This is a genomic window from Oleiphilus sp. HI0128, from assembly GCF_001635365.1.
The window spans coordinates 1-746 of the sequence record NZ_LWGG01000849.1 but is presented as its reverse complement, the minus strand read 5'-3'; the positions used below and the strand labels follow the sequence as shown (position 1 = coordinate 746).

General features: G+C 45.8%; 1 protein-coding gene. It reads right to left on the bottom strand.

The genetic code is table 11. The features are described from left to right. A partial coding sequence (locus A3763_RS28660) for an SGNH/GDSL hydrolase family protein (RefSeq protein ID WP_197482901.1) occupies positions 1-746 on the bottom strand: 746 nt, incomplete at both ends.

The following is a 746-nucleotide window of genomic DNA, read 5'->3' as shown; positions in this document are numbered from 1 at the left end:
GTAGCCATAGTCTTCAGCGTTGTCGACTTGATCAGTCAAGAAGCTGAATAGGTCGTACTCGATAAAATCGACACCTGTTTGATGCTCAAGACGAGCCAATTTACGATCCAGCTTGCGATTGAACTTAGCTGAAAGCTTAGTAGTAACTCGTACAAGGCGGTTCGCTTTGCGCTCTTGGCGAGTCGTTTGAGTGTTTGCAAGTAAGCCAGCAACAACCAAATCAGTTTCGGGGATCGCGCCGATATCTGGAGCATTAGATACTAGAATGTGCTGAGCACCAGAAGCGATCAATTTTTCGATTTGAGCAATTTCAGATTCAACAGCTGCTTTCAATGAAGCATTAGCTGCCTGACGAATAGCCTGACGTTCTTCAGCTGTAGAAGCGAAAACTGCTCCTGAGCGAATTTCACGTGCTGCACGAATGTCATTGCCACCGATTAATACGATGTATAGCGCGTCTGAAGGAGCAACACCTGCATTGATTTGTAGGAAAGCATTAACCTGGGTAGGTAGGTTGATGTCCGGTGTAGATTCATCACCATCTTCGTCAACTGCTTTTGCACCAGCAATAGCAAAGTTGTTACCAGTATAACCACCCGCTAAGTGTAGCGATGGTGTTAGGGTATGACCTAGTGCTGCTGCAACGAATTCTACCGCTACAGGGCCATTGGTGAAACGTTCACCATAGGTTTGGTCTGGTGCAATGGCATTAAGGTTACCATTATCAGAAAGGCTATCGCCAAATA